This window comes from Pseudomonas sp. BAV 4579, assembly GCF_009765395.1.
Taxonomy (GTDB): Bacteria; Pseudomonadota; Gammaproteobacteria; order Pseudomonadales; family Pseudomonadaceae; genus Chryseomonas; species Chryseomonas aestiva.
The window spans coordinates 76464-91829 of the sequence record NZ_WHOV01000028.1 but is presented as its reverse complement, the minus strand read 5'-3'; the positions used below and the strand labels follow the sequence as shown (position 1 = coordinate 91829).

Annotated in this window: 13 protein-coding genes; 7 read left to right on the top strand and 6 right to left on the bottom strand. The window is 65.3% G+C overall.

The window, feature by feature from the left end; all coding sequences use genetic code 11:
- Positions 1-56: 56 nt before the first annotated feature.
- Together GSQ95_RS08755 and GSQ95_RS08750 are read right to left on the bottom strand one after the other, a co-directional pair.
- Positions 57-2972 (bottom strand): ribonucleoside-diphosphate reductase subunit alpha, encoded by a 2916-nt coding sequence (locus GSQ95_RS08755; protein WP_158891720.1) that lies wholly within the window; start codon positions 2970-2972, stop codon positions 57-59.
- Between the two features lie 605 nt (positions 2973-3577).
- A complete protein-coding gene (locus GSQ95_RS08750; protein WP_158891722.1) occupies positions 3578-4318 on the bottom strand; it encodes a 4'-phosphopantetheinyl transferase in 741 nt (246 codons plus the stop codon).
- A 375-nt stretch (positions 4319-4693) separates the two neighbouring features.
- Between GSQ95_RS08750 and GSQ95_RS08745 the strand changes: the two genes are divergently transcribed.
- A complete protein-coding gene (locus GSQ95_RS08745) occupies positions 4694-6043 on the top strand; it encodes a dicarboxylate/amino acid:cation symporter (RefSeq protein WP_158891724.1) in 1350 nt (449 codons plus the stop codon).
- Positions 6044-6473: 430 nt separating this feature from the next.
- Here GSQ95_RS08745 and GSQ95_RS08740 read toward each other — a convergent pair whose 3' ends face one another.
- The 3 genes from GSQ95_RS08740 to fabA form a co-directional block, all read right to left on the bottom strand.
- Positions 6474-7688 (bottom strand): sugar MFS transporter, encoded by a 1215-nt coding sequence (locus GSQ95_RS08740; RefSeq protein WP_158891726.1) that lies wholly within the window; start codon positions 7686-7688, stop codon positions 6474-6476.
- A 253-nt stretch (positions 7689-7941) separates the two neighbouring features.
- Positions 7942-9159, bottom strand: a complete 1218-nt coding sequence (gene fabB / locus GSQ95_RS08735; RefSeq protein ID WP_133862490.1) for a beta-ketoacyl-ACP synthase I — start codon at positions 9157-9159, stop codon at positions 7942-7944.
- Positions 9160-9170: 11 nt separating this feature from the next.
- A complete protein-coding gene (gene fabA / locus GSQ95_RS08730) occupies positions 9171-9686 on the bottom strand; it encodes a 3-hydroxyacyl-[acyl-carrier-protein] dehydratase FabA (protein WP_158891728.1) in 516 nt (171 codons plus the stop codon).
- A 376-nt stretch (positions 9687-10062) separates the two neighbouring features.
- On the opposite strand from fabA, the gene GSQ95_RS08725 reads away from it, so the two are divergent.
- From GSQ95_RS08725 to GSQ95_RS08700, 6 genes are read left to right on the top strand one after another with little or no spacing between them, the layout of a single operon-like run.
- Entirely contained in the window at positions 10063-11085 is a 1023-nt protein-coding gene (locus GSQ95_RS08725; RefSeq protein WP_158891730.1) for an NAD(P)H-dependent glycerol-3-phosphate dehydrogenase, read from the top strand.
- A gap of 31 nt (positions 11086-11116) precedes the next feature.
- Positions 11117-11416 (top strand): DUF4389 domain-containing protein, encoded by a 300-nt coding sequence (locus tag GSQ95_RS08720; RefSeq protein ID WP_158891732.1) that lies wholly within the window; start codon positions 11117-11119, stop codon positions 11414-11416.
- On the top strand, positions 11413-11868 hold the full coding sequence (gene sixA, locus GSQ95_RS08715; protein WP_158891734.1) for a phosphohistidine phosphatase SixA: 456 nt from the start codon (positions 11413-11415) through the stop codon (positions 11866-11868). The genes GSQ95_RS08720 and sixA overlap by 4 nt, the downstream gene beginning before the upstream one ends.
- Positions 11869-11888: 20 nt before the next feature.
- Positions 11889-12332, top strand: a complete 444-nt coding sequence (locus tag GSQ95_RS08710) for a hotdog fold thioesterase (RefSeq protein WP_158891736.1) — start codon at positions 11889-11891, stop codon at positions 12330-12332.
- A 31-nt stretch (positions 12333-12363) separates the two neighbouring features.
- Positions 12364-13245, top strand: coding sequence for an alpha/beta fold hydrolase (locus GSQ95_RS08705; protein WP_158891738.1), 882 nt, complete (start codon positions 12364-12366; stop codon positions 13243-13245).
- Between the two features lie 6 nt (positions 13246-13251).
- Positions 13252-14061, top strand: coding sequence for a DUF4892 domain-containing protein (locus GSQ95_RS08700; protein WP_158891740.1), 810 nt, complete (start codon positions 13252-13254; stop codon positions 14059-14061).
- Here the strand turns inward: GSQ95_RS08700 and GSQ95_RS08695 are convergent.
- Complete coding sequence (locus tag GSQ95_RS08695) at positions 14058-15248, bottom strand: MFS transporter (RefSeq protein ID WP_256664504.1); 1191 nt, start codon at positions 15246-15248, stop codon at positions 14058-14060. The two genes, GSQ95_RS08700 and GSQ95_RS08695, sit on opposite strands and share 4 nt — an antisense overlap.
- Between the last annotated feature and the right edge of the window lie 118 nt (positions 15249-15366).

The following is a 15366-nucleotide window of genomic DNA, read 5'->3' as shown; positions in this document are numbered from 1 at the left end:
CTCCCAGAGGGAGAGGGGATAAAGAGCGGCCCTCTGCTAAGAGAGGGCTTGGGGTGTTACTGGCAGGCTTCGCACTCGGGATCGTCGAGGCTGCAGGCCTTGGGTACCGGAGCCGGTGCCGCGGCGGGCGCCGCTTCGAACTTCTGCGCCGGGGCGGGAGCCGCGCTGGCCTGGACGCCGGTGATGGGATCGGCGCTCACGGCGTTCAGCTTGCCGGTGTTGATGGTGGACTTCTCGGTGCTGGTGGCAGCCAGGGCACGGAGGTAGTAGGTGGTCTTCAGACCGCGGAACCAGGCCATGCGGTAGGTCACGTCGAGCTTCTTGCCCGAGGCGCCGGCAATGTACAGGTTCAGCGACTGGGCCTGGTCGATCCACTTCTGGCGACGGCTGGCGGCCTCGACGATCCACTTGGTCTCCACTTCGAAGGCGGTGGCGTAGAGGTCCTTCAGATCCTGCGGGATGCGCTCGATCTGCTGCACGGAACCGTCGTAGTACTTGAGGTCGTTGACCATCACCGAGTCCCACAGGCCGCGCGCCTTGAGGTCGCGTACCAGGTAGGGGTTGATGACGGTGAATTCGCCCGAGAGGTTCGACTTCACATAGAGGTTCTGGTAGGTCGGCTCGATCGACTGGGACACGCCGGTGATGTTGGCGATGGTCGCGGTCGGCGCGATGGCCATGATGTTGGAGTTGCGGATGCCCTTCTTGGCACGCTCGCGCAGCGGGGCCCAGTCCAGGGTCTCGGACAGGTCGACCTCGATGTACTTGGCGCCGCGCTCTTCGATCAGACGCTTCTCGGAGTCGATCGGCAGGATGCCCTGGAACCACAGCGAACCCTGGAAGCTGGAGTAGCTGCCACGCTCTTCGGCCAGGTCACAGGAGGCCTGGATGGCGAAGTAGCTGATCACTTCCATGGAGGTGTCGGCGAACTGCACGGCGGCATCCGAACCGTAGGCGATGTGCTGCAGGTACAGCGCATCCTGGAAGCCCATGATGCCCATGCCGACCGGACGGTGCTTGAGGTTGGAGTTCTCCGCCTGGGGCACCGAGTAGTAGTTGATGTCTATGACGTTGTCGAGCATGCGCACGGCGGTCTTGACGGTGCGGGCGACCTTGGCCACGTCCAGCTTGCCGTCGACGATGTGGTTCACCAGGTTCACCGAACCCAGGTTGCACACGGCGATCTCGTCCTTATTGGTGTTCAGGGTGATCTCGGTGCAGAGGTTGGAGCTGTGCACCACGCCCACGTGCTGCTGCGGGCTGCGCAGGTTGCACGGGTCCTTGAAGGTCAGCCACGGGTGGCCGGTCTCGAACAGCATGGACAGCATCTTGCGCCAGAGGTCCTTGGCCTTGATGGTCTTGTGCAGCTTGAGCTTGCCGTACTCGGTCAGGGCTTCGTAGTACTCGTAGCGCTCTTCGAAGGCCTTGCCATAGAGGTCATGCAGGTCGGGCACGTCGGCGGGGGAGAACAGGGTCCAGTTGCCGTCCTCGAAGACACGCTTCATGAACAGGTCGGGAATCCAGTTGGCGGTGTTCATGTCGTGGGTACGCCGACGGTCGTCACCGGTGTTCTTGCGCAGTTCGAGGAATTCCTCGATGTCCAGGTGCCAGGTTTCCAGGTAGGCGCAGACCGCGCCCTTGCGCTTGCCGCCCTGGTTGACCGCCACGGCGGTGTCGTTGACCACCTTGAGGAAGGGCACGACGCCCTGGCTCTTGCCGTTGGTGCCCTTGATGTAGGAGCCCAGGGCGCGCACCGGGGTCCAGTCGTTGCCCAGGCCGCCGGCGAACTTCGACAGCATGGCGTTATCGTGGATGGCGCCATAGATGCCGGACAGGTCGTCGGGCACAGTGGTCAGGTAGCAGCTGGACAGCTGCGGACGCAGGGTGCCGGCGTTGAACAGCGTCGGGGTGGACGCCATGTAGTCGAAGCTGGCCAGCAGGTTGTAGAACTCGATGGCGCGGGCTTCTTTATCTTTCTCCATGTGCGCCAGGCCCATGGCCACGCGCATGAAGAACAGCTGCGGCAGCTCGAAGCGGGTGCCATGGCTGTGCAGGAAGTAGCGATCGTACAGGGTCTGCAGACCCAGGTAGGTGAACTGCTGGTCGCGCTCGTGATCGATGGCGGCGCCCAGGCGCTCCAGGTCGAAGCTGGCCAGTTTCGGGTCCAGCAGCTCCAGCTCCACGCCCTTGGCGACATAGGCGGGCAGGGCCTTGGCGTAGAGGTCGGCCATCTCGTGGTGGGTGGCGGATTCGGCGACGCCGAGGAAGCTCAGGCCTTCGGCGCGCAGGCTGTCCAGCAGCAGGCGGGCGGTGACGTAGGAGTAGTTGGGCTCGCGCTCGACCAGGGTGCGGGAGGTCATCACCAGGGCGGTGTTGACGTCCTTCTCGGCCACGCCGTCGTACAGGTTCTTCAGCGTCTCCTTCTGGATCAGCTCGCCGTTCACCTCTTCGAGGCCTTCGCAGGCTTCGGTGATGATGGTGTTCAGGCGGCCCATGTCCAGCGGCTGGGTGGTGCCGTCGGCCTTGGTGACGCGGATGCTCGGGTGCGGCTCGGCGATATCGCTGACGGCGCCCTGCTTGCGCTCCTGGCTGCGGGCTTCACGGTAGATCACGTAGCTGCGGGCGACCTTCTGTTCGCCGGCGCGCATCAGGGCCAGTTCGACCTGGTCCTGGATCTCTTCGATGTGGATGGTGCCACCGGAGGGCATGCGGCGCTTGAAGGTGCTGCTGACCTGGTCGGTGAGCTGCTTGACGGTGGTGTGGATGCGCGAAGAAGCCGCGGCGTTACCGCCTTCCACGGCGAGGAAAGCCTTGCTGATGGCCACGGTGATCTTGTCGTCGGTATAGGGGACGACGGTACCGTTGCGCTTGATGACGCGCAGTTGACCGGGGGCGGTGGCGCCCAGGTCCTGGCTGTCATCTTGCGCCGGGCGGCCCTGCTGGGCTTGCTCGCGGGTCAGGTCGGTGTGCATGCGGAACTCCCTTGATCGGAAAGAGGGGATCGTCGGCGAGCCGGCGATCCGGAAAAGTGTTGGTCTGGGCCTGCGCGACGACTGCTGATCGCGTCCTTATCCCTGAAGATTCCAACGAAAAGCCGTACTGTCACCGATTCCCGAGGGAATCGGCGTTCGGGGTCAAGGACCCTGAAAATTCATGATTCGGGCAACAGGATAAGCCCTCCTCGCTAGGGAAGACAGTCTTGACAGAGGGGTGTTTCGCCGTCCCGGGTCATACCGACGAACTGCTATATATGGTGGTGTGGGGGTGCAAGGGCCACTAGATGTCGCGTTTATCACATTTTCGGCTGTGGATAAGACGTGGATAAGCTGTTCGGGACTGGGGGGTATCCTGGGGGTGGTACCTGGCCAGTGCGCGTGAAGGCTGGGCTCAGAGCGGAGTGGTCAAATAACGTACAACACGACGGGTGTGGTGAGACGTAAGCGGCAAGGGATATACCGGTTCGCTATGAGCACCCTCTCCACCATAAGAAAACGTTCGATGCCCGCTGCGACGTTCTGCCCCGGCCGGCGTCCGTGCGCCTGATCGACCAGGGCAGGCTTCCTCTATATAGCGTCACTCAGTGACGAGGCGCGACCAGCGTCAACAGCCGATCTTCTTCGTCCAGGCGGAAGTGACCGCGCAGCGCGGTTCCGGCGGACCAGCGCGGCGACAGCTCGATCAGCAGCCGGAGATCGAAGTTGCCGCCGGGATCCATGGCGAGGATCTCGGCGTCCTGGAAGAAGAACATCTGCCCGACCTGGGGATGCAGCGCCTTGAACAGACTCTCCTTGGCGGAAAAGGCCAGGGTGATGGCAAAGGCCTGCTGCCTTTCGTCCAGCGGCTGCAGGCGTTTCCGTTCGGCCGGGGTGAGGATCTGCTCGGCCAGGCGCAGGGCCTTGTCCGGTTCGAGCAGGGTTTCCACGTCCAGACCAAGGCCCAGGTAGTCCCGTGCCTTGCCCACCACGGCGGCTGCCCAGCCATGGCTATGGGTGATGGCACCGACCCAGCCGGAAGGCCAGGCGGGCCCACGGTCCGTAGTGCGATGGCCGGGGACGACGGCGGTGCCGCTCAACTGGCGCAGGGCCTCGCGGGCACAGAGACGACCGGCCAGGTATTCGGCCTGGCGCTTGGCCACGGCGCGACGGATGTTGTCCGGCGGCAGGGCGCCGAGGCGCAGGGCGTCGCGCTCGAAGCTCACCTGGGCGGGATCGAAGCGGCAGTGCCGCAGGGCGAGGGCGTCGAGCTCGGCAGCCAGCGGCGGCAGCGGCTCGGGCGGCGTGCAGCAGCCGGGCAGGTCGGAGGCGGGCAGGGCAGGCATCTCAGCCGACCACTCGGGGAAGACAGCAACGGATCACGACGGGCTCCGATGAAAAGGCGCGTAAAGAATAGTCGACTACCGACTCCGGCTGGCGGAAAACCGCCTCGGGCCCGGGGGGATTTCCGCCGGTTTCCGTCGGATGGCGGGGTTCCGCCCGCTTCTGGCAACTAGACTTTCGACTGAAAGGTGCATGAAAGCTGGCCCTTTGATTGCGCACCAAGAAGTGGAACGGCGATTGCTTATATCTTGCCAGATGCTGGTGTCACCGTCGCACGGCCACCGGATCCACAACAAAAAGCTCTCAGGATGAGAGAGCCACTTTCAGTCAGTGCCCACTCAGACAGGACGTCAGCAGTGGCCACAAGGGATCGAGCCATGACAGCAACCGTCGATACAACAACAACTACCACAGCTCCCGCGCCCAAGGTGCCCGTCAAGCAGCCGCTCTACAAGAGTCTCTACTTCCAGGTGATCCTGGCGATCGTCCTGGGCATCTTGCTCGGCCACTTCTATCCCCAGACCGGCGCTGCCATGAAGCCCCTGGGTGACGGTTTCATCAAGCTGATCAAGATGGTCATCGCACCCATCATCTTCTGCACCGTGGTGACCGGTATCGCCGGCATGCAGAACATGAAGGCCGTGGGCAAGACCGGCGGCATGGCGCTGCTGTACTTCGAGATCTTCTCCACCATCGCGCTGCTGATCGGCCTGATCGTGGTCAACATCGTCCAGCCGGGCGCCGGCATGAACGTCGACGTCAGCACCCTGGACACCAAGGGCATCGCGGCCTATGCCGCTGCCGCGGAAAAGCAGACCACCATCGATTTCCTGCTGAACATCATCCCCTCGACGGTCGTCAACGCCTTCGCTACCGGTGAGATCCTGCAGGTCCTGTTCTTCGCCGTGCTGTTCGGCTACGCCCTGCATCGCCTGGGCGAGACCGGTCAACTGGTGTTCAACTTCATCGACCGCATCTCCCACGTCTTCTTCAACATCATCAACGTCATCATGAAGCTCGCCCCCATCGGCGCCTTCGGTGCCATGGCGTTTACCATCGGCAAATACGGCGTCGGCACCCTAGTGCAGCTGGGCTACCTGATGGCCTGCTTCTACATCACCTGCCTGCTGTTCGTGCTGCTGGTACTGGGCGCCGTGGCGCGCCTGCACGGCTTCAGCATCCTCAAGTTCATCAAGTACATCCGTGAAGAACTGCTGATCGTGCTGGGCACCTCGTCTTCCGAGTCCGCCCTGCCGCGCATGCTGACCAAGATGCAGAAGCTGGGTGCCGAGAAGTCGGTGGTTGGCCTGGTGATCCCCACCGGCTACTCCTTCAACCTCGACGGTACCGCCATCTACCTGACCATGGCTGCGGTGTTCATCGCCCAGGCCACCAATACCCAGATGGACATTACCCACCAGATCACCCTGCTGCTGGTGCTGCTGATCTCCTCCAAGGGCGCTGCGGGCGTCACCGGTAGCGGCTTCATCGTGCTGGCCGCCACCCTGTCCGCCGTCGGTCACGTACCGGTCGCCGGCCTGGCGCTGATCCTGGGTATCGACCGCTTCATGTCCGAAGCCCGCGCCCTGACCAACCTGGTCGGCAACGGCGTGGCCTCCATCGTGGTCGCCAAGTGGTGCGGCCAGCTGGACGAGCAGACCCTGAAGACCGAACTCGCTCGCGGCCCGAACGCCGTCGAAGTCGAGGAAGCTCGCCAGACTGCCTGAGCCTGACGCAAGGCCGCTCCTGGAGCGGTCCTGCGGTAACTGCCAAACGCCCGTGTCGAAAGATACGGGCGTTTTCTTTTGCCCAGGATACGGTGCGGGAGGTCGGCGGTGGCGTGCCTGGCTGAGAGTGCCGAGCGGTCAGTCGACGGGGCTCAGGGTGACGGCTAGGTGTCAGGGCGGCAGCTCCATCACGGGCGGAGTGGCAGCCGGGCTGGGCGAAAGGCGAAGAGCGGCAGGGCGTCCTGGGCGGGTCTTGCGAGCCCCCTCCTGCCGAAGGGCTGGTAGGGGCTGGGGGAATGACCCGTGAGCGCCGGACAGACGCGTACGACCCGCCAGGCAGCCGGGTTGTCGAGGCAGAGGTATAGGGAGAGGGGCGGGTAGCGGCAGGAGGGGCGAAGCGCTGGCAGGCCGCCAGCGCTTCGGGATTGGATCAGCGACGCAGGGTGGGGCGATAGCCCATCACGCCGTAGAACAGGATGTAGAGGTAGCAGACCAGCGGGATCAGGAAGGAGGGCAGCAGGCCGATGGTGTCGGCGAAGTAGCCCTGGATGGCCGGCACCAGCGCGCCACCGACGATACCCATGCACAGCAGGCCCGAACCCTTGGAGGTGAACTTGCCCAGGCCCTTGAGCGCCAGGGAGAAGATGGTCGGGAACATGATGGAGTTGAAGAAGCCGATGGTCAGCAGGGACCACATGGCGACCTTGCCACCTTGCAGCACGGCGATGGCCAGCAGTACGCCAATGGCGATGGCGTTGAAGGTCAGCACCAGATTCGGCCGCACCTTGGTCATGATCACACCGCCGATGAAGCGACCGATCATGGCGCCACCCCAGTAAAGCGACAGGTACTTGGCGGCGGTGGCGGCGTTCAGGCCGGCCACATCCGGGCTTTCCATCAGGCTCACCAGGTAGCTGCCGATGGAGACTTCCGCGCCCACGTACATGAAGATGCCGACCACGCCGAGCAGCAGGTGGCGATAGGCCCAGACGCTGCTGGCGGTCAGGGCGTTCTCATCAGTAGCGTTGTCCTGTTCGGTGTCCTTGATCTGCGGCAGGCGGAAGAGGCCGATGATCACCGCCAGGGCCACCAGCATGCCGGCCAGGATCAGGTAGGGCAGCTGCACCGAGTGGGCGGCGGAGTCTTCGCCGACCAGTGCCAGGATGGTCACCGCGCCCACCAGCGGGCCGACGGTGGTACCCAGGGAGTTGAAGGCCTGGGTCAGGTTGAGGCGCGAGGCCGCGGTTTCCGGCTTGCCGAGGATGGTGACATAGGGATTCGCTGCCACCTGCAGCACGGTGATACCGGCCGCCAGGACGAACAGAGCGGTCAGGAAGAAGCCGTAGGACTGGGCTCCGGCCGCCGGGTAGAACAGCACGCAACCGACGCCGGCGGTGAGCAGGCCGACGATGATGCCCTTCTTGTAGCCCAGGCTTTCCACCAGGCGACCCGCCGGGAAGGACACGATGAAGTAGGCGGTGAAGAAGCAGAACTGGATCAGCGAGGCCTGCAGATAGCTGAGGGTGAAGACTGCCTTGAGGTGGGGAATGAGGATGTCGTTCAGCGAGGTGATCAGACCCCACATGAAGAACAGCATGGTGAGGACGATCAAGGGTCCGCGGTAGCTCTGGTTTTGATTGTGCATTGGGGCTCCATGGGTACTACAGTTTCTTGTTTCTGTCCGGCATGTCCGGACAGCGCTGTCTAGGGCGGCTGCGCAGACACAGCGAAGCGGCGCGAGATTAAGCTATTCACGCTGCTGAATCCATTCTTCCTGGAGGTTCGCAGGCGAAGTGCCGGCGCCTTCGACCGCGGGGCCTGGGACCGGTTCAGCCGGCAAGGTGCAGAAATGAAAAACGGCGCCAGAGGCGCCGTTTGGGTCACACAAGCGAGGGCTATCAGCCCTGCCAGCGCTTCAGGACCAGGGTGGCGTTGGTGCCGCCAAAGCCGAAGCTGTTGCTCATGATGAGGTCCAGCTTGGCGTCTTCCTTGGTCTCGCGCAGGATCGGCAGGTCGGCGACCTCCGGATCCAGCTCGTCGATGTTGGCCGAGCCGGCGATGAAGTTGCCTTCCATCATCAGCATGCAGTAGATGGCCTCGTGCACACCGGCCGCGCCCAGGGAGTGACCGGACAGGCTCTTGGTCGAGCTGATGGCCGGAGCCTTGTCGCCGAACACGGCGCGCACGCCCTTGATCTCGGCCACGTCGCCCACCGGGGTGGAGGTGCCGTGGGTGTTCAGGTAGTCGATCTCGCCATCGACGGTGGACAGCGCCTGCTGCATGCAGCGGATGGCGCCTTCGCCGCTCGGGGCGACCATGTCGTAGCCATCGGAGGTCGCGCCGTAGCCGACGATCTCGGCGTAGATCTTGGCGCCCCGGGCCAGGGCGTGTTCGAGTTCCTCGACCACCACCATGCCGCCGCCGCCAGCGATGACGAAACCGTCACGCTTGCTGTCGTAGGCACGGGAGGCCTTTTCCGGCGTCTCGTTGTAGTCGCTGGAGAGCGCGCCCATGGCATCGAACAGCATGCTCTGGGTCCAGTGCTCTTCCTCGCCGCCGCCGGCGAAGACGACGTCCTGCTTGCCGAGCTGGATCTGCTCCATGGCCAGGCCGATGCAGTGGGCGCTGGTGGCGCAGGCCGAGGCTACGGAGTAGTTCAGGCCCTTGATCTTGAAGGGGGTAGCCAGGCAGGCGGAGACCGTGCTGCTCATGGTCCGGGTCACGCGGTAGGGACCGACGCGCTTGACGCCCTTCTCGCGCAGGATGTCCAGGGCTTCCATCTGGTTGAAGGTGGAAGCGCCACCGGAGCCGGCGATCAGGCCGGTACGGGGATTGGAAACCTGGTCTTCGGCCAGGCCGGAGTCCTTGATCGCCTGCTCCATCGCCAGATAGGCGTAGGCAGCGGCATCGCCGACGAAGCGCTTGACCTTGCGGTCGATCAATTCTTCGAGGTTCAGGTCGATGGAACCGGAAACCTGACTGCGTAGACCCATTTCGGCATATTCCGGATTGTGACGGATGCCGGCACGGCCTGCGCGCAGGTTGGCGGAAACGGTGTCTTTATCATTGCCCAGGCACGAAACGATACCCAGACCGGTAATGACGACGCGACGCATGCGAAAAGCCCTTAGAAGCTATCGGTGGAAGTGAACAGGCCAACGCGCAGACCTTCGGCGGAGTAGATCTCGCGGCCGTCCACGCTTACGGTGCCATCGGCGATGGCGAGAATCAGCGACCTGTTGATGGTGCGTTTGATATGGATATTGTAGGTGACCTTCTTGGCGGTCGGCAGTACCTGGCCGAAGAACTTCACTTCACCAGAGCCCAGGGCGCGACCGCGACCCGGATTGCCCTGCCAGCCAAGGTAGAAACCGACCAGTTGCCACATGGCATCCAGGCCCAGGCAGCCCGGCATTACCGGATCTCCTTCGAAATGGCAGCCGAAGAACCAGAGGTCGGGAAGGATATCGAGTTCCGCCACCAGTTCGCCCTTGCCGTATTTCCCGCCTACCTCACTGATATGCACGATCCGATCGATCATCAGCATGTTCGGTGCGGGCAATTGGGCATTGCCCGGACCGAAGAGCTCGCCACGGCTGCAGCGCAGCAAGTCTTCGTAGGTAAAGGCGTGTTGTTTGGTCATGCAAGCTCCTGTAGCTGGCCTAGGTCCAGGCCCTGGCGACTCCAATGGTCGCTCTGGGTATGGCTTCGTGTAGCAGTAGACTGCCGGGGCATGGGGAAAGTCACAGGCCAGCGCCCCGCTCGTTAACGGACCATTGTGCACTTTCCGCAGTCAATTCTCCATCCTGTGAGCCTGTTCAGGATCACGCGAGCTAGAGCCAAGCAAGGCGAAAAGGCCTGAGGAAGCGGAGTTTACGAGTGGTAAATGAGCATTCCGAAGAGCTTTTCAACGCCGTTTGGCCGACGCGCAGCAGATCATGAACAGGCTCTGAGCCGCGCGAGCGGCTGCCGTATACTGGCAACGAGGCCGCGCGATCGCGGTGAAGCCGAGAGTTTCGATGACAGTCCAATCCCCCATCGCCGTCCTGGGCGGCGGCAGTTTCGGTACCGCCCTGGCCAATCTGGTCGCCGAGAACGGGCTGCCGGTGCGCCTGTGGATGCGTGATCCGCAACAGGCCGAGACCATCCGTCGCGAGCGCGAGAATCCACGCTACCTGAAGGGCATCAAGGTGCACGCCGCGGTGGAGGCCACCAGTGACCTGCAGGGCGCCATCCAGGGCTGCGAACTGATCCTGGTGGCGCTGCCGTCCAGCGCGCTGCGCCAGGCGCTGGCGCCCATCGCCCAGCAACTGGAAGGGCGTTTTCTGGTCAGCACCACCAAGGGCATCGAGGCGCATTCCTTCATGCTGATGAGCGAGATCCTCGCGGAAATTGTGCCGCGGGCGCGCATCGGCATCATCTCCGGGCCCAACCTCGCCCGCGAGATCGCCGAGCATCAGCTCACCGCCACGGTGGTAGCCAGCGAAGACGAAGAGGTCTGCCGGCAGGTCCAGGCGGCGCTGCACGGCCGCACCTTCCGCGTCTATGCCAGCGCCGACCGCCTCGGCGTGGAGCTGGCCGGTGCCCTGAAGAATGTCTACGCCATCATCGCCGGCATGGCCGCGGCCCTGGCGATGGGCGAGAACACCCGCAGCATGCTGATTACCCGGGCCCTGGCCGAAATGACCCGCTTCGCCGTGCAGCGTGGCGCCAATCCCATCACCTACCTGGGCCTGGCCGGGGTGGGGGACCTGATCGTGACCTGCTCGTCGGAGAAGAGCCGCAACTACCGGGTGGGCCATGCCCTCGGTCGGGGACAGACCCTGGACGAGGCGGTGGCGCAGATCGGCGAGACCGCCGAGGGCGTCAACACCCTGCGCGTGCTCAAGGAAAAAGCGGATGAGTTGGGCGTCTACATGCCCCTGGTCAACGGCCTCTATGCGATCCTGTTCGAGGGTCGCAGCCTGGGCCAGGTGATCGAGGCCCTGATGGGCGGTGAGCCCAAGACCGATGTCGATGTGGCGGACGTCCCTTTTAATTGAGCCGCTACACTGTCTGAAAAGAGGAATTCCCATGTCTCAACCCGAGCATTCCCGCGAGCTGCTGGGCCTGCGCCTGATCTGGATGCTGCTGTTCCTGTTCGTCTGGCTGGGTGCGCAGTACGTGCTGGCGGTGGTGGTACTGGTGCAACTGGTGGTGCGCCTGATCAAGGGCGAGGCCAATCCCGGGCTGATCGCCTTCGGCGCCGCCCTGGGCGCCTATCTGGCGCAGATCGTCCGCTTCGGCACCTTCGCCAGCGAAGTAAAGCCCTGGCCCTTCGCCGACTGGCCGGCCACCGCGCAACCCGACGACCGCTCCGCCACCGCGCCATGAGGCTCTGGCTGCTGCGCCATGGCGAAGCCGAAGCGCGGGCGTCGAGCGACGAGGTGCGCGAGCTGACCGCGGCCGGTCGCGCCGAGGTGCTGCGCAGCGCCCTGCAGCTGCAGGAAGCAAAGCTGCAGCTCATCCTGGCCAGTCCCTATGTGCGCGCGCAGCAGACGGCGGCCCTGGTCCGGCAGCAACTGGGCTGGCCGGGCGAGGTGCGCAGCTGCTCCTGGGCCACGCCCGACGGCGAGCCGGAGCGCGCCCTGGCGGAACTGGCGCGACTGGAGGTGGAGGAGCTGCTGCTGGTGACCCACAATCCCTTCGTCGGTGAACTGGCCGGCTGGTTGCTGCACGGTCATCGGCAGGCGCCGGTGGCCATGGGCACCGCCTCCCTGCTGTGCCTGGAAGCGCCACTGCCCCTGGCCGGCGGTTTCGATCTGGTCAGTCGCTTCCACGCCTGACGCCCTTGCAAGGAAAGTACATGAGCATCTGGCAGACCCTTCCGGATCCCGCGGACCTCGAGCGTGCGCTCGAGAACACCCTGGCCGAACACCTGGACATGCGCATCGAGGCCTGGGACGACAGCAGCCTGACCGCCAGCATGGTGGTCGACCGCCGCACTCACCAGCCGATGGGGCTGCTGCATGGCGGCGCCTCGGTGGCCCTGGCGGAAACCGTGGGCTCGATCGCCAGCATGCTTTGCGTGGATCGCTCGCGCTTCTATTGCGTGGGTCAGGAAATCAATGCCAACCACCTGCGCGGGGTCCGGTCCGGGCGGGTGACGGCGGTGGCCCGGCCCCTGCATCTGGGGCGCAGCAGCCATGTCTGGGATATCCGTCTGAGCGATGACGAGGGACGCCTGACCTGTGTCTCGCGCCTGACGGTAGCCGTGGTCGCCTTGCAGCGGGACGCCTCCCAGGCATGAAGCCCGCACTGTCGTCGGCGGAGCCGGATTCATGACCGCCCAGGTGCAGGAATTGCGCCTGGAGTTGCCTCATATCGAGCTGAGCGCCCGGGTCTTCGGCCCGGAAGACGGCTATCCGGTGCTGGCGCTGCATGGCTGGCTCGACAATGCCATGACCTTCGCCCAGCTCGCCCCGCGGCTGCACGGTCTGCGCATCGTCGCCCTGGACCTGCCCGGACATGGCCTGTCGGCACATCGCCCCGCGGGCGTCGGCTATGCCATTCAGGACTATGGGCTGGACGTGCTCGCCGCAGCCCGGCAACTGGGCTGGGGCCGCTTCGGCCTGCTCGGGCATTCCATGGGGGCCATCGTTGGCGTCATCGCCGCCGCCGCCCTGCCGGAGCAGATCGAGCGCCTGGCGCTGATCGATGGCCTGCTGCCCTACACCACGCCGGCGGAGGAGGTCGCCGAGAAGCTGGGCAAGGCCTTGCTCGCCGAACTGGAAGTGCCCAATCGGCGCAAGCCGGTCTACGCCACAGTGGAAGACGCCGTGGCGGCGCGGTTGAAGGGCGCCCTGACGGTCAGTCGCGAAGCCGCCGAGTTGCTTGCCGAGCGCGGCCTGATGGCGGTGCCCGGCGGCTACACCTGGCGCTCCGATCCGCGCTTGCGCCTGCCCAGCCGGATCCGCTTCACGCCGGAACAGGCCGCCGCCTGTCTGGGTGCCGTGCGTTGCCCGACGGCGCTGGTGGTGGCCGCGGGCGGCCTGGTGGCGCCCCATGCCGAGGCCATGTGCCTGGCACGGCAGCAGCCGAATGTCCGTCTCCATGAACTGCCGGGCGGGCACCATCTGCATCTGGACGATGCCACGGGCGCCCAGGCCGTCGCAGATTGTTTCAATGCCCTCTTTGCCGCCGGCACCGGGCACGACGAATAATGCGGCATGCCTAGCCGTCCGTTTTGCTCGCGCTTTTCCTCCGTTCGACGCTCTCTGCTGATCGGCCTGCTGCTGTCCGCCGGGATGGCGCAGGCGGAGGTATTGCCGGAGATCGCGCCCATGGATCATGCCCAGCTCGTGCGCGAAAGCGGACCGGCCAACGCCGAACGCCTCTATCCACTGGGACCGGTCAGTCGCATTGGCGGTCGGCTGCGCCTGGAGGACTCGCTGCAGCTGGAAGGCCAACTGCTGACCCAGACCTTCGAACTGGCCAGCGGTCATCCGCCGCTGGCACGGTTGGACAGCGAACGGCAGCGCCTGCAGCAGCAGGGCGCGACGCTGCTCTACTGGTGCGAAGGGCGTGATTGCGGCGCCAGCAATGTCATCGCCAACAGCCTGCTGGGCGAAGCCATGCTCTATGGGCCGGATGATCAGCAGGGGCTGCTGGTGCTGCAACTGGCAGAGCCGCAGACGGTGCTGACCCTCTATGGCATCACCCGTGGCAATCGTCGCGGCTACCTGCATGCCGAGCGGCTGCAGGCCGGCCAGCCCCTGCCTGAACTGTTGCCGAGCGCCGCCACCCTGCTCAAGGAATTGCAGCGCGACGGCCAACTGCTCTTGCCCGCCCTGGAACGGGCGCCAGAGCAACCCTGGATCGCCCGCCTCGCGGCGGCCCTGGCGCTCAATGGCGATGTGGCGGTGATCCTCGGCGGCGTGCAGGCCACAGCCTGGCAGAGCGCCCTGCGCGAGGCGGGAATCCGCGCGCCGCGGCTGCAGACCGAAGCCGGTCGCGCCGCCGGGCTCTATTGCCGCTAGACGTCGTTGACGTAGCGGGTCCGCCCTGCGCCCAGGCCGAACAGCGTGGCCAGCACGGCGATCAGGGTAAAGAGCACGCCCATGGGCGCCCAGCCGTGGGTGGCGTCGTGGATGATGCCCACCAGCAGTGGACCGAGCGAGGCCAGGCTGTAGCCCGCGCCCTGGGCCATGCCCGACAGCCGCCCGGCGGTTTCCGCGTCCCGCGAGCGCAGCACAAGCAGGGCGAGGGCCAGGCTGAAGGTGCCGCCCTGACCCAGGCCGAGGATCACCGCCCACAGCCAGAGACTGCCGACGGGGGCGTACAGGCAGCCGAGCAGGCCGGCGAGGGTCAGACTCATCACCACCACGATGGCCAGGCGCTGGTCCTGGCAGCGGGTCGCCAGCCAGGGGGCGGTGAGGGCGCTGACCAGTTGGGTCATCACCGAGCCCGACAACATCAGGCCGGCCTGCACCATGCCCAGGCCGCGATCCATCAGCAGGGTCGGCAGCCAGCCGAAGACGATATAGGCCAGCGACGACTGCAAGCCCATGTAGAGGGTGATCTGCCAGGCCAGCCGATTGCGCCACAGCGAGCCGCCAGCACCCCGCGCCGGTGCGGTCGTGGGCGCCTGGCGCAGCTGTGGCAGCCAGACCAGCAAAGCGATCACGGCGACCAGGGCCCAGGCGGCGAGGGCGGGCTGCCAGTGGCCGTCGAAGGCTTCGGCAAGGGGCGCGGTGGCCCCGGCGGCCACGGCGGCGCCTATGCACAGCATCATGGTGTAGAGCCCCATCAGCTGGCCGGCCTGGGCGGGAAAGTCGCGCTTGACCAGGGCCGGCAGCAGCACGCCAAGGATGCCGATGCAGGCGCCGGCGATCAGGCTGCCGAGAAACAGCCCCAGGGGCGGCAGCAGGCTGCGCAGGACGATGCCACAGGCAAGCAGCGCCAGGATGGCGCCCAGGGTGCGTTCGCTGCCCCAGCGGCGCGCCAGGCGCGGCGCCAGGGGCGCGAACAACCCCAGACAGAGCACCGGCAGGGTGGTGAGCAGGCCGATGGCGCTGCTGGACAGGCCCGTGCTGGCCTCGATCTGCCGCAGCAGGGGCGCCAGGCTGGAGAGGGCCGGGCGCAGGTTGAGGGCGATGAGCATGAGGCTGGCGAGCAGCAGGCCGCGTTGCCAGGACGTGAGATGGGAAGTCGCTGAGGAAGACATGAGCACTGCTATGACCGGGGAAACCGCCAATGCTAGCGCACCCTGGCCATAACGCACGGCGCTTCCATTCGCTACCCTGCAACGGGAAAAAATAGTTGGCGGACCGGCTAAAAAATCG